The sequence below is a fragment of the Aquabacterium sp. genome, assembly GCF_029946005.1.
Taxonomy (GTDB): Bacteria; Pseudomonadota; Gammaproteobacteria; order Burkholderiales; family Burkholderiaceae_C; genus Aquabacterium.
The window spans coordinates 154,251-167,327 of the sequence record NZ_JAQSDR010000027.1 but is presented as its reverse complement, the minus strand read 5'-3'; the positions used below and the strand labels follow the sequence as shown (position 1 = coordinate 167,327).

Annotated in this window: 12 protein-coding genes; 9 read left to right on the top strand and 3 right to left on the bottom strand. The window is 62.7% G+C overall.

Going from position 1 to position 13,077, the window contains the following annotated elements; genetic code table 11:
• The first annotated feature begins 63 nt into the window (after positions 1 to 63).
• Both aat and PSV38_RS14015 read left to right on the top strand, forming a co-directional pair.
• Positions 64 to 801 carry a leucyl/phenylalanyl-tRNA--protein transferase gene (gene aat, locus PSV38_RS14020; protein ID WP_300548414.1) on the top strand — a complete coding sequence of 246 codons (738 nt, stop codon included), beginning with the start codon at positions 64 to 66 and terminating at the stop codon, positions 799 to 801.
• Positions 798 to 1,580, top strand: coding sequence for an arginyltransferase (locus PSV38_RS14015; RefSeq protein WP_300548411.1), 783 nt, complete (start codon positions 798 to 800; stop codon positions 1,578 to 1,580). Before aat ends, PSV38_RS14015 begins: the two co-directional genes overlap by 4 nt.
• Here the strand turns inward: PSV38_RS14015 and PSV38_RS14010 are convergent.
• Entirely contained in the window at positions 1,559 to 2,272 is a 714-nt protein-coding gene (locus PSV38_RS14010; RefSeq protein WP_300548408.1) for an SIMPL domain-containing protein, read from the bottom strand. The two genes, PSV38_RS14015 and PSV38_RS14010, sit on opposite strands and share 22 nt — an antisense overlap.
• Before the next feature lie 245 nt (positions 2,273 to 2,517).
• On the opposite strand from PSV38_RS14010, the gene ompR reads away from it, so the two are divergent.
• Together ompR and PSV38_RS14000 are read left to right on the top strand one after the other, a co-directional pair.
• The gene (gene ompR, locus PSV38_RS14005; RefSeq protein WP_230182293.1) at positions 2,518 to 3,255 is read left to right on the top strand and encodes a two-component system response regulator OmpR; all 738 of its coding nucleotides are present in this window, start codon (positions 2,518 to 2,520) and stop codon (positions 3,253 to 3,255) included.
• Between the two features lie 9 nt (positions 3,256 to 3,264).
• Positions 3,265 to 4,593 (top strand): sensor histidine kinase, encoded by a 1,329-nt coding sequence (locus tag PSV38_RS14000; RefSeq protein ID WP_300548403.1) that lies wholly within the window; start codon positions 3,265 to 3,267, stop codon positions 4,591 to 4,593.
• Between the two features lie 5 nt (positions 4,594 to 4,598).
• Here PSV38_RS14000 and ispF read toward each other — a convergent pair whose 3' ends face one another.
• Positions 4,599 to 5,081 carry a 2-C-methyl-D-erythritol 2,4-cyclodiphosphate synthase gene (gene ispF / locus PSV38_RS13995; protein ID WP_300548401.1) on the bottom strand — a complete coding sequence of 161 codons (483 nt, stop codon included), beginning with the start codon at positions 5,079 to 5,081 and terminating at the stop codon, positions 4,599 to 4,601.
• A 312-nt stretch (positions 5,082 to 5,393) separates the two neighbouring features.
• Between ispF and PSV38_RS13990 the strand changes: the two genes are divergently transcribed.
• From PSV38_RS13990 to PSV38_RS13975, 4 genes are all read left to right on the top strand, one after another.
• On the top strand, positions 5,394 to 6,596 hold the full coding sequence (locus tag PSV38_RS13990) for an ammonium transporter (RefSeq protein ID WP_300548400.1): 1,203 nt from the start codon (positions 5,394 to 5,396) through the stop codon (positions 6,594 to 6,596).
• A 122-nt stretch (positions 6,597 to 6,718) separates the two neighbouring features.
• Positions 6,719 to 7,543 carry a trypsin-like serine protease gene (locus PSV38_RS13985; protein WP_300548399.1) on the top strand — a complete coding sequence of 275 codons (825 nt, stop codon included), beginning with the start codon at positions 6,719 to 6,721 and terminating at the stop codon, positions 7,541 to 7,543.
• A gap of 56 nt (positions 7,544 to 7,599) precedes the next feature.
• Positions 7,600 to 7,953: a type II toxin-antitoxin system Phd/YefM family antitoxin gene (locus tag PSV38_RS13980; RefSeq protein ID WP_300548397.1), complete on the top strand. Its 354-nt coding sequence runs from the start codon at positions 7,600 to 7,602 to the stop codon at positions 7,951 to 7,953.
• Positions 7,954 to 8,029: 76 nt separating this feature from the next.
• Complete coding sequence (locus PSV38_RS13975) at positions 8,030 to 8,779, top strand: zeta toxin family protein (protein ID WP_300548395.1); 750 nt, start codon at positions 8,030 to 8,032, stop codon at positions 8,777 to 8,779.
• Here the strand turns inward: PSV38_RS13975 and ispD are convergent.
• Positions 8,715 to 9,497, bottom strand: coding sequence for a 2-C-methyl-D-erythritol 4-phosphate cytidylyltransferase (ispD, locus tag PSV38_RS13970; RefSeq protein WP_300548393.1), 783 nt, complete (start codon positions 9,495 to 9,497; stop codon positions 8,715 to 8,717). The two genes, PSV38_RS13975 and ispD, sit on opposite strands and share 65 nt — an antisense overlap.
• Before the next feature lie 92 nt (positions 9,498 to 9,589).
• On the opposite strand from ispD, the gene mfd reads away from it, so the two are divergent.
• Positions 9,590 to 13,075 (top strand): transcription-repair coupling factor, encoded by a 3,486-nt coding sequence (gene mfd, locus PSV38_RS13965; RefSeq protein ID WP_300548392.1) that lies wholly within the window; start codon positions 9,590 to 9,592, stop codon positions 13,073 to 13,075.
• Positions 13,076 to 13,077 lie beyond the last annotated feature (2 nt).

The window sequence follows — 13,077 nt, the reverse complement described above, 5'->3', positions numbered from 1 at the left end:
AGCCCGGTGGTTCGCCATCGGGCTTTTTTTCGTCTGTTGATGGCTTGCGTATGCTCGGGGACCATGATCACTTGGCTTAACGCGCTCGACCCCTTCCCCGATACCGTGCACGCCTGGGGTGCCGACACCGACGCACCCGGCCTGCTGGCCGCTGGCGGCGATTTGAGCGTGGCTCGCCTGACCGACGCTTACCGTCATGGCATCTTTCCATGGTTCAGCGAAGGACAACCCATCCTATGGTGGACCCCTGACCCGCGCATGGTGCTGCCGGTGGACGAATTCAAATTGACCCGGTCCTTGCGCAAAACCATCGGCAAGTTTTTGCGCACACCGGGCTGCGAAATCCGCATCGACACGGCGTTTGACCAAGTCATCGAGGCCTGCGCCAACGCGCCGCGCCACGGCCAGAATGGCACCTGGATCGTGCCGGCCATGCAGGCCGCTTACAAGCACTGGCATGCCGTCGGCCAAGTGCACTCCTTCGAAACTTGGGTGGATGGCGACCTGGTAGGCGGCCTGTACGGCATCGGTCTGGGACAGATGTTTTACGGCGAGTCGATGTTCGCCCGGCAGGCTGATGCGTCCAAGATTGCGCTTGCCGCGTTGGTGTGCTTTTGCCGTGCGCATGGCATCACCGTCATCGATTGCCAGCAGCGCACCAGCCACCTGGCCTCACTGGGCGGGCGCACCTGGCCCCGCGCTGAATTCGAGGCCCATTTGAGGGGGGGCGCCTACCTCAAGGGACCTGCGGTTTGGGCCTATGATGATTCATTCTGGTCCCACCTGGATTTGGCAGCGTGACGCACCTCAAAGACCTCCCCCTGGCTTCCTTGCAGTTCTATGCCACGGCGCCCTACCCATGCAGCTACCTGGATGGCAAGGTGGCACGCTCACAGGTCGCCACGCCCAGTCACCTGATCAACGCCGACGTGTACTCAGGTTTGGTGGCCAGCGGTTTCAGGCGCAGTGGCATGTTCACCTACCGCCCGTATTGCGATGGCTGCCAGGCCTGCGTGCCTTTGCGGATCCCCGTAGAGCGCTTTGTGGCCAGCCGCAGCCAATTGCGAGCCTGGAAGTCCCATCAAGGCCTGGAAGCGCGCGTGTTGCGCCTGTGCTTCACGCCCGAGCACTACCAGCTCTACCTTCGCTACCAGGCTGGTCGCCACAAAGGCGGCGGCATGGACCACGACTCGGTCGATCAGTACACCCAGTTCCTGCTGCAAAGCCGGGTCAACTCGCGGCTGGTGGAGTTCCGCGAACCGCCGTTGGCCGGCCAGACCCAAGGCGTCCTGAAGATGGTGTCGATCCTCGACATCCTCAACGACGGTCTGTCAGCGGTCTACACCTTCTACGAGCCCGAAGCCAATAAAAGCTATGGGACCTACAGCGTGCTTTGGCAAATCGACCAGGCGCAGCAGTTGAACCTGCCACACGTTTACCTGGGCTACTGGATCGAGCAGAGCCGCAAGATGGCCTACAAGACGCACTTTCGGCCACACCAGACGCTCAAGGGTGGCCTGTGGCGCGATCAGCCCGCCCTCGAGGCCACCCCTGCACCTCACTTGCTCAAAACCACCTGACCCGACACGGTCACGGTGAGCACGCCTTTGCCCGGCTCGACGGGCAAGGCTGCTTCGGCCACATCGGCCGCTTTGGCGCGCATCGCCATCATCATCGGACGGCCTTGAAACCCGGGTTCGCCGGTTTGGACATTGACTTCGCCCAGCGAGTAGCCGGTGAAACCAAAGTTCTTAGCCAACTCGCCCGCACGGTTGCGGAAACGGGTGATGGCATCAGCGGTGAGCGCCGACTCGTGCTGCTCACGCAGACCCCGTGACAGGCCGTAACTCACGTTCACCACATTGAGTTGATTCAGTTTGCCCGCGGTCTGCGAAATGCGCGTGGTGTCCGTGCCTTCCAGCACCAGTTGTGCCGTGCCCTGCCAACCATTGATGCGGCCGTTGTTGCCGTAGCGCGGATTGATCGCGAAATAGCCGGTGCGCACCTCCATGGCGCCAGCCTGGGCAGAGCGCTTGGCTTCGGTCAGGGCCGCGTCCAAGGCCTGCTTGAGCCCGCTTTGAACTTCCGCAGCCTGGGCGCCTTCTCGGTTGGCCTGCAAAGTGACGGCCAACAGGTCTTGTGTGACCTCCTGGGTGGCCGTGGTTTGGAAGCTGACCACATTCGCGCGCAGGGGCTCTGCGGCTTGAGCCACCGACGCACTCATGGCCAACAAGGCCGAACTCAACAACATGGGGACCGAATAACGAGGCATGAAGGCTCCTAGCAACAGGGGTTTTTGAATCAGGCAAACGGACCGAGGTCCGGCCTAGCGGTGCTGCAATCTAACGCGCCAAGCCCCGCCCCCGCTGACACTCAGGGCATTCAGCGGCATGTCAAGACCCCCTTGACGCCCTAACTCCAAGAGCGCAAGATTTGTAACAAGGGGTCAGAGCACCGGTTTTTGCGTGTGCAAAGTGCGCACAATCCCGGCTTGTTACAAATTCCGAGGAGAGACGGATGACCACCACAGCCAATACCCAGCGCCCAGATCGCATTCTGGTGGTGGACGACGACGCCCGCATCCGGGATTTGTTGCGCCGCTACCTTAGCCAGGAAGGCTTCGAAGTCCTTCTGGCCGAAGATGCCAAAGCCCTTAATCGACTGCTGACCCGCGAAACCGTCGACCTGATCGTGCTGGACCTGATGCTGCCCGGCGAAGATGGCCTGTCCATCTGCCGCCGCCTGCGTGCTGCCAACGACAGCACGCCCATCATCATGCTGACCGCCAAGGTCGAGGACGTGGACCGCATCGTGGGCCTGGAAGTGGGCGCCGACGACTACATGCCCAAGCCTTTCAACCCGCGCGAGTTGCTGGCCCGCATCCACGCCGTGCTGCGCCGGCGCCCTGCCCCCGAGGCGCCCGGCGCCCCGGCCAAGGAAGCGCAAACCGTTCAGTTCGGCCCATTTGAGTTCGACCTGGCCTTGCGCCGCTTGAGCAAGGAAGGCGAGCCCCTGGCGCTGACCACCGGCGAGTTCTCGATGCTCAAGGCGTTGGTGCGCCATCCCCGCCAACCCCTGTCGCGCGACAAGCTGGCGCAGCTGGCCCGTGGCCGCGAGTTCGAGCCCTTTGACCGCAGCCTGGACGTGCAGATCTCGCGCCTGCGCAAGATGATCGAGCCCGATCCCTCACAGCCCCGCTACATCCAGACGGTCTGGGGCGTGGGTTATGTGTTCGTGCCGGACGGTGGGGCTTGATGGTGGCGCATGCGTAGAAATCGTTTCGCCCTCAGTCTGTTCTGGCGGACCTTCATCCTTCTGGCCCTGTTGCTGACTTTGGGCATCGTGGCCTGGGTTCAAACCTTCAAGGCCCTGGAGTTCGAGCCGCGCACGGTGCAAGCCGCACAGCAAGTGGCCAGTCTGGTCAACTTGTCTCGCGCAGCCTTGCGCTACGCCGACAGCATCAACCGGGTCACGCTGATCAAGACCATGTCCGAGCAAGAGTCGATCGCGCTCAAGGCGCGGGAACCGTCGGATCAGTTCGAGCCGTTTGAAGTCAACCGTTTCACCAATGCGATCGGCAAGGAGTTGCGCTCACGACTGGGGCCCACCACGGTGGTGGCCAGCAGCGTGAACCGCGTGCCAGGCTTGTGGGTCGGTTTCCAGATTGAGCGGGATAACTACTGGTTGCAAGCCGACACCTCGCGCATCGAGCCTATGACCGGGCGCACCTGGTTCATCTGGGTGGGCATCGCCTTCATCGCCACGATCCTGGGGTCGGCCACGATTGCCCGGCTGATCAACCAGCCTTTGAAAGAGCTGTCGTTCGCCGCCAGCCGCATCCGCGAGGGTGAATACGACTCGGTGCTTGATGAGTCCATGATCACACGCGAGATCCGCGAGGTGAACCAGGGCTTCAACCGCATGGCGCGCGAGCTGGCCAAGGTGGACGAAGACCGCGCGGTGATGCTGGCCGGCATCTCGCACGACCTGCGCACGCCGCTGGCCCGCATCCGCCTGGAAGCCGAGATGAGCGTGGTCGATGAAGAAGCCAAGCGCAACATCGCGGCCGACATCGATCAGCTGGACGCCATCATCGACAAGTTCATGGACTACGCGCGACCCGGCGATGTCACGCTGGTGCCAGTGCACGTGTCTTCCGTGGTCGACAAGGCCATCAGCCAGTTCCGCGACACCAAGCGCATCCGCATCGGAGCCAAGCTGCCCATTGACACCAAGGTGATGGCCGACGAGACCGAGCTGGGCCGCGTGCTGACCAACTTGTTCGAGAATGCCCGCCGCTATGGCCGCAATACCTACACGGGTGTGGCCAATGTCGAGGTCAGCTACACGCGCTCAGGATCGTGGGTGTTGTTGACGGTGCGCGACCATGGTCCGGGTGTTGCCGCAGAAAAGCTGGCTCAGCTGACGACCCCGTTTTTCCGGGGCGATGCCGCACGCACAGCGGCTACGGGGGCCGGGCTGGGCCTGGCGATCGTGGAGAAAGCGCTTCAGCGCATGGGCGGACAACTGGACCTGGGCAATGCCCCAGGCGGTGGCTTGGTCGCTCAAATCAGGCTGAAGCGGGCGCCTTGATTCAATCAGGCCTTCTTCAAAAGTAGGCAAACGGCGCGGGCCTCGATGGCCCGGCCTTCACCCACGGGGCCCATTTTTTCAGCAGTTTTGGCCTTGACGTTGACCGCGTCAACGCTCACACCCAGGGCGCTGGCAATTCGCTCCCGCATGGCTGGGATGTGAGGCGCCATCTTGGGCGCCTGGGCCACGATGGTGCTGTCCACATTGCCCACCATCCAACCGGCCTGCGCCACCTGTCGAACGGCCTCCTGCAACAAGACCACAGAATCAGCGCCCTTGAAGGTGGGGTCCGTGTCGGGAAAGTGGCGGCCAATGTCGCCCAGACCCGCCGCGCCCAACAGGGCGTCGGTGATGGCGTGCAGCAACGCATCGGCATCGGAATGCCCCAGCAATCCATGGGTGTGCTCAATGGTGACACCACCCAGGATCAGCGCCCGCCCTGTGACCAGCGCGTGTGTGTCCCAACCTTCTCCAACTCGAATCGTCATGTCAGTCCTCTTGCAGGCCTGTTCGTCAGGCGGGCTCCATTTTGAACCCAGCATGATCACCCATGGTCGGCGTTGAACAAGCCGGACGATCAAATCAACGCACCAAATTGGTTCAGCAAGGGGTGACACCAGGCTGCTGACCACGGCCAATGCCCCAAATGCGGGCAAGCCTGATGCACAACATCCAAACATCGGCACACCAAACAGGCCCATTTTTTGCTTTTATTGGTGCATATATGGGCATCGGTACGCATTCGACCCCAAATCGGTGCGGTTTTTCTTCTTCAATTCATTTGGATTTTTGGGCATCTCATGGAGTCATTGAAACAAGGCACGGATACGCTGTTCATCCTGCTGGGGGCGGTCATGGTGTTGGCCATGCACGCCGGATTTGCGTTTCTGGAGTTGGGCACGGTGCGCGGCAAGAACCAGGTCAATGCCCTGGTCAAGATCCTGGTGGATTTTTGCGTGTCCACCATCGCGTATTTTTTTGTGGGCTACACCGTGGCCTATGGCGTTGACTTCTTCAGTGGTGCCGAAGTGCTGGCCCAGAAGAATGGCTACGAACTGGTCAAATTTTTCTTCCTGCTGACCTTTGCCGCGGCCATTCCCGCCATCATCTCTGGCGGCATCGCCGAGCGGGCAAAGTTCCACCCGCAAATGCTGGCCACGGCCGTGATTGTGGGTGTGTTTTATCCCTTGTGTGAAGGCGCGGTATGGGCCAACAAATTCGGGTTTCAGACGTGGATTGAAAGCGTCACCGGCGGCCCCCTGCACGACTTTGCAGGCTCCTTGGTGGTACACGCCTTTGGCGGCTGGATTGCACTGCCCGCCGTGCTGATCCTGGGCGCGCGGCGCAACCGCTACCGCAAGGACGGCGGCATATCGGCCCACCCGCCTTCCAGCATCCCCTTCCTGGCCCTGGGCTCGTGGATCCTGGCGGTGGGCTGGTTCGGCTTCAACGTGATGAGTGCGCAGACCATCGACAAGATCTCGGGCCTGGTGGCGGTGAACTCGCTGATGGCCCTGGTGGGCGGCACGCTGGTGGCGGCCTTGCTGGGCAAAAACGATCCTGGCTTCGTCTACAACGGCCCCTTGGCCGGGCTGGTGGCCGTGTGCGCAGGATCAGACGTCATGCACCCTGCGGGCGCTTTGGCCGTGGGTGCGATTGCTGGCGCCATCTTCGTCTTCATGTTCACGCTGACGCAGAACAAATGGAAGATCGACGACGTGCTGGGCGTGTGGCCGCTACACGGCCTGTGCGGCGCGTGGGGTGGCATCGCGGCCGGCATCTTCGGTCAGAAAGCGCTGGGCGGCATGGGTGGTGTTCACTTTGGTGCCCAAGTACTTGGAACGGTGCTGGTGGTGGGCTTTGCCTTGGTGTCCAGCCTGATGGTCTACGGCGTTCTGAACAAAGTGTTGGGCTTGAGGCTGTCGCAGGAAGAAGAATTCGACGGCGCCGACTTGTCGATCCACCGCATCAAGGCCAGCCCGGAGCAAGAGGTTTCCTGGTAGCCCTGAGAGCCCACAGTGACCTCATGAAGAAGGGTAAAGGTCGCTGAGCCTCGGGATAACGCGCTTCAACCACAAGCTTGGCTTGAAGAAAATACACCTCAATCAAGCCTTGGAAAGACAAGATGAAGCACCGCCAGAAATCCCTGCGCCTGTTATCCAGCGTCCTCACGGTCGCAGCGCTCTGGTGCGCCTTACCTGCGCACGCCATCGTCAACGGGAGCAACACCAGCAGTTTCAGCGCGGTGGGCGAGTTGGGCAGCGCCTCTGGTGTGCTCATTGCCGACAACTGGGTACTGACCGCCGCCCACGTGGCCAACGGGCTGTCCGTGGGTGCGAGCAGTTTTGACTCGCTGGGCGGAGCTTCCCTGATCGATGCGATTTACACCTTCTCCAGCGCAGCGTTCCCCAGCAACGACATCGCCTTGGTACACCTGTCCACCTCGTTGGACACGGCCACGCCCATCCTCAATGACCAGGTGATCAAGAACAACCAGGCCGCCTCGCTGGGCACGCTGACCATGGTCACGGCACAGAACCAGCAGCCCAATGGCTTCTCCACCACGCTGGCCTCGGGCACCATCATCACCAACACGGAGAACAACACCACATCCACGGTGAACTGGATCATCACCAATGGCCAGGCTTACTTGCAAAGTGGGGACAGCGGCAGCGCGCTCTTCAAAGGGACTGTGAGCGACAGCGCTGGATCCTTGCTCCTGGGCATTGCGTCGGCCGCCCTGGTCAATGACACCACCGGGGCCTCGGAGGGCTCGGCTTTTGTCCAAGTGGCCAACTACAAGAACTGGATCAACGCCACCATGGCCAGCTCGGGCCAGCAGGTCATTTGGGCCTCGAATGTGCCCGAGCCCTCAACATTGGCACTGTATGCCCTGGCCGGATTGGCCATTCTGGCCTTCAGGCCTGGACATTTTGGACGAAATGGCTAGAATGGCCAATCGATCGCTGAAAACGATCAAAGCATGTTTGCATGAAGGCGTCCAACATGACCGCACTGACCTTGCGCAACCACCGTGGCGAACAGGTGGAAGTCCCCGAGTTTTCAGCCACCGAGGCTAAAAACAGCTTTGGACTGGTGCTCGACACGGCGTCCAGCCAAGGCATGGTGGCCATCACCAAGCGTGACCGGCCCACCGCCATCGTGCTTTCCATGGACGCCTACCAGGCCTTGCTGGATGGCCAACACCAGCCACTGGACAGCCTGACGCAAGAATTCGATCACCTTTTGCAGCGCATGCAAACGGCAACGTCGCGCGATGCCTTGATGGACGCCTTTGATGCGCCCCCCGATGAACTGGGCCAGGCTGCGGTGGCTTACGCTACATCGACAAGCGCTTGATGCGCCCAGGTTGATCCAACCCAGCCACACGGACATGCCGTGCTGCTGCTTTATAAAAAATCAGAGAGATCCTGCCGTGGCATCAACTGCCCACGTCCCCCGAATTTTTGTCTTGGCGGGCACCAACGGTGCCGGCAAGAGCAGCATTGGTGGTGCCAACATTCGCCGCCGTGGGGGCCATTACTTCAATCCGGACGAAGCTGCCGCGGCCATTCGCCGCGCGCAGCCGCACCTGAGCGCCACGCAAGCCAACAGCGCCGCGTGGCACGAGGGCAAGCGCCTGCTGCAGCAGGCCATCGCGCAAAAACTGGACTACAACTTCGAAACCACCCTGGGCGGGCGCAGCTTCACGCGTTTGCTGGAAGAGGCCGCCTTGCAAGGCTTTGAGGTGCGCCTTTGGTACGTGGGCCTGCTCAGTGCCGACCACCACATTGCCCGGGTCAAGGCCCGGGTGGCCAAGGGCGGACACGACATCCCCGAGGTGGACATCCGCCGCCGCTTTGACCAAAGCCGCCTGCAGTTGATCCAACTGTTACCTCACCTGACCGAACTTCGTGTGTACGACAACACGGTTGAGGCCGATCCCCAGGCTGGTTTGGCGCCACAGCCCCGGTTGGTACTGCATTGGCAAGGGGCTCAGCGAGGTTTGGGCGAACCTGGGCGCGTGGCCGCCCCTTTGCAGGCGACGGCCCTGGCCAGCACGCCCGATTGGGCCAAGCCCATCGTGGCCGCGGCCTTCAAGGAAGCCGCCAACCCTTCGGTCACCGAGGTGTCGGCCGTGTCGCCAAAAGGCGTTCGGCCAGCGCGAAATCGCCCGGCCAAGTGAGCTTGAGGTTCTCGAACGCGCCCAGCACCAGGCGCGGCGAGTGACCCAAAGCCTCAATGGCACTCGCCTCGTCAGTGATGGCCGCTGCGGTTTGAGGATCGCTCAAGGCCGCGACCAAGGCGGGACGCAGCAGCCCCAGGCGGAACATCTGAGGGGTTTGGGCCGACCACTTGGCGGCGCGGTCCACCGTGCCTTGGGCGCGCGGTTCACCGCTTGATCCCATTTGCGAAGCCTTCAGCGTGTCGGCCACTGGCAAGGCCAACAAGCCGCCCACTTCATCATCCTGGCACTCGTCGATCAAACGGTTGACCCAGTCGGGCTGGACCAGACAGCGGGCCGCGTCGTGAACCAGCACCCAGTCGTGAGGCTGGGCCCCACGGGCCACCAGTTCTTCCAGGCCATTGGCCACGCTTTCAGCGCGCGAGGCACCACCCACGCGGGCCACCCAGGCGCGCTCACCCGTGAATCCAGGCACATGCTGCTCAAACACCGCATCGTGGGGCGACAGCACCACCAAGGTGGCATCCAGGCGTGGCACTGCGGTCAAAGCGGCCAACGTGTGCGCCACCACCGATTGCCCCGCCACGGGGTGGTATTGCTTGGGACCGCCTACCCCGGCGCGCTCGCCCACGCCCGCGCAGGGCACCAAGGCAAAGCAGCGCGGCTGAAAGCCATGGGCAGAGAACATCAAAGGGGTCAAAGGCGTGGCGCTGGGCATGCGTGATTGTCGCCCACCTACAATGAAGCCTTGTTCAGATCAACGCCCGGCCGCAGCCCGCCGCCGGGCGCTTTGTCATTTCTGCGCCGCCCATGTTGCCCTCGCTCAAGCTCCCCTCCATCGCCATTGGCAAACGCTACACCGTGCCCCGCCCTCTGGGCTCCGCCGATGCGCTGTTGATCGCCCAATTTGCCCAGGCCCGCAAAGCCGAAGGCCACGTGACTGCGCTGATCGCCGCCGACCCGGCCGACACGCAGCGCTTGATGGACGAGATGGCATTTTTTGCCCCTGATTTACGTTGCGCCATCTTTCCCGACTGGGAAACGCTGCCTTACGACACGTTCTCGCCCCACCAGGATTTGATCTCGGAGCGGCTGGCCACCCTGTGGCGCGTGCAACAAGGGGTCGCAGCCGACACCGGTGTGGACGTGGTGCTGCTGCCAGCCACCACCGCGCTAACACGCCTGGCGCCGCCTTCCTTCCTGGCCGCCTACACCTTCCATTTCAAACAAAAGCAAAAGCTCAACGAAGCCGCGCTCAAGTCGCAATTGACCCTGGCGGGCTACACCCACGTCAGCCAGGTTGTCTCGCCAGGCGAGTACGCGGTGCGCGGTGGCCTGATCGACCTGTTCCCCATGGGCTCGCTGGTGCCCTACCGGGTCGACTTGTTCGGCGACGAGATCGACTCGATCCGCACCTTCGACCCCGACACCCAGCGCAGCCTCTACCCCGTGCCCGAAGTGCGCCTGCTGCCGGGTCGCGAGTTCCCGATGGACGAGGATGCGCGCGCGGCCTTCCGCAAACGCTGGCGCGAGAAGATCGAAGGCGATCCCACGCGGGCCCGCCTGTACAAGGACATCGGCAACGGCATGGTGCCGGGCGGCATCGAGTTCTACCTGCCCTTGTTCTTCGACCAGACCGCCAGCATTTTCGAGCACCTGGGTGAAAAGGCCGTGCTGGTTTTGCATGGCGAGCTGGACGAGACCTTGCGCAAGTTCTGGGTCGAGACCCGCGAGCGCCATCGCTTTTTGCAGCACGACCCCGAGCGACCCTTGCTGCCGCCCGAAGAGCTGTACCTCAAGACAGAGGACTTCTTCACCCTGGCAGGCGCCCATGCGCAGTTGTCCATCCGTGGCAACGAGGCCGTTGACTGGGCCCGCCCCCTGCCCGACCTGTCCACCGAACGCAATGCGCAAGAGCCTTTGCGCAAGCTGCAAGCGCACCTTAAAAGCGCCACGCAGCGCGTGCTGGTCATCGCCGAAAGCAATGGCCGCCGTGAGAGCCTGCTGGAGTTGCTCCGCGACCACCAAATCGACCTGCCCAGTGTTGACTCCTTGAAAGCGTTCGAGGCCAGCGACCACCGCATGGCCATGGCCGTGGCGCCGTTCGCTGGCGGCTTCATCTGGCAAGACCTGAGTGGCAATGGCACACAGGCAGGCGTCGGCCTGCAGTTCATCACCGAGACCGAGCTGTTCGACGCCGCGCCCACCACACGCCGCCGTCGCAAACAGGAGCAAACCACCGACGTCGACTCGCTGATCAAGGATCTGTCCGAGCTGAATGTGGGCGATCCGGTCGTGCACGCCAACCATGGCATCGGCCGCTACCAGGGCTTGATCAACCTGGACCTGGGCAGTGGCCCCTCCGAGTTCTTGCACCTGACCTACGCTGACGCCGCCACGCTGTACGTGCCCGTGTCGCAACTGCAGTTGATCAGCCGCTACACCGGCGTCAGCGCCGACGAAGCCCCACTGCACCGCCTGGGTTCGGGCCAATGGGAAAAGGCCAAGCGCAAGGCCGCCGAGCAGGTGCGCGACACCGCCGCCGAGCTGCTCAACCTGTACGCCCGCCGCGCGGCCCGCGAAGGCTTTGCCTTCCGCTTCAGCGCGCAAGACTACGAGGCCTTTGCCGCCAGTTTCGGTTTCGAAGAAACCGCCGACCAGCGCGCCGCCATCCACGCGGTCATCCAGGACATGATCAGCCCCCGCCCCATGGACCGCCTGGTCTGTGGCGACGTGGGCTTTGGCAAGACCGAAGTGGCCCTGCGCGCCGCCTTCGTGGCCGTCACCGGCGGCAAGCAAGTGGCCATCCTCGCGCCCACCACCTTGCTGGCCGAGCAGCACTATCACAACATCTCCGACCGTTTCTCGCAGTGGCCGGTGAAGGTGGCCGAGATGTCGCGCTTCCGCTCCGCCAAGGAGATCAAGGCCGCGATGCAAGGCCTGGAAGACGGCACCATCGACATCGTCATCGGCACGCACAAGCTGCTCAGCGAGTCGGTCAAATTCAAGCGTCTGGGCCTGCTGGTGATCGACGAGGAACACCGCTTCGGTGTGCGCCACAAGGAGGCCATCAAGGCCATGCGCGCCGACATTGACGTGCTCACACTCACCGCCACGCCCATCCCGCGCACCCTGGGCATGGCCATGGAAGGCCTGCGTGATTTGAGCGTGATCGCCACGGCGCCACAACGCCGCCTGGCCATCAAGACCTTCGTGCGATCAGAGTCGAGCGGCGTGATCCGCGAGGCCGTGCTGCGTGAGCTGAAGCGCGGCGGCCAGGTCTACTTCCTGCACAACGAAGTCGACACCATTGAGAACCGTCGCGACAAACTGAGCGAGCTGATCCCCGAGGCCCGCATCGCCATCGCCCACGGCCAGATGCCCGAGCGCGAGCTGGAACACGTGATGCGCGACTTTGTGGCGCAGCGCTACAACGTGCTGCTGTGCTCGACCATCATCGAAACCGGCATCGACGTACCCACGGCCAACACCATCATCATGAGCCGCGCCGACAAGTTCGGCTTGGCGCAGTTGCACCAGTTGCGCGGCCGCGTGGGGCGCTCTCACCACCAGGCCTATGCCTACTTGTTGGTGCCGGATGTGGAGGGGCTGACCAAGCAGGCCTCGCAGCGCCTGGAGGCGATCCAGAGCATGGAAGAGCTGGGCTCCGGCTTCTACCTGGCCATGCACGATCTGGAGATCCGAGGCGCCGGCGAAGTGCTGGGCGACAACCAGAGCGGCAACATGATGGAAGTGGGCTTCCAGCTCTACAACGAGATGCTGGGCGAGGCCGTGCGTTCACTCAAGGCGGGCAAGGAGCCTGATCTGCTGTCGCCCCTGGGCCTGTTTGGCGGCGGCACGGACATCAACCTGCACGCGCCCGCCCTGTTGCCCGACAGCTATTGCGGCGACGTGCATGTGCGATTGAGCCTTTACAAGCGCGTGGCCACGGCCGATTCCATCGACAAGATCGAAGCCATGATGGAAGAGATCATCGACCGCTTCGGCAAGCTGCCCGCGCAGGCGCAAACGCTGTTCGACACGCACCGCTTGCGCGTGCAGGCCAAGCCCTACGGCGTGCAGAAGGTCGATGCCACGCCCGGCCTGATCAACATCACCTTCCGCGCCAATGCCCCGGTCGAGCCCATGCGCATCATCGAACTGGTGCAGAAGAACCGGCACATCAAGCTGGCGGGCAATGACAAATTACGTGTCGAAAAGTCATTGAGCGACCCCAAGGACCGCGCTCAGTACGTGCGCGATTTGTTGAAATCGCTGGGTCAACCCATCAAATAGGG